This window comes from Bacillus sp. 05T31 (assembly GCF_056396725.1).
This window is the reverse complement of sequence record NZ_JBFTMA010001518.1, coordinates 1-360: the sequence shown is the minus strand read 5'-3', so window position 1 is coordinate 360 and position 360 is coordinate 1. Positions and strand designations below refer to the sequence as shown.

Sequence of the window (360 nt, the reverse complement as noted above, 5' to 3'; positions counted from 1 at the left end):
CGTACAACCTGTTCACCCCATTTTTATGAAGTTATTAAGCTGATATTCTCACCGTACTTACAGCCGCTAAGCAAGCCGCAACGCCTAGACGTTCGTCACTATAATCTTTATCACCAATTTTTATATGCCAATGACCATCCACCTTATTGATCATTGCATTATGTTCCTCACCTAATTTTTCTAGAATATTTGTAGACTCATTAAGAGCGCCAAACTGGTCCACTGGCATATTTTCAAACGGTTGATTTTTCACCCCCCAGTATTGGCCCACTCTTTCCAATCCAAAAAATTCTATTGCTATGACATGATCAAGCTTTTCAATTACATGCAAATCTTGAAAAGGAACCCACCAATCAGAAG

Annotated in this window: 1 pseudogene; it reads right to left on the bottom strand. The window is 38.9% G+C overall.

The features are described 5' to 3' along the window. Window positions 1-34: 34 nt before the first annotated feature. Window positions 35-360: pseudogene (locus tag AC1DJR_RS34140) on the bottom strand (hypothetical protein); the annotation flags it as partial.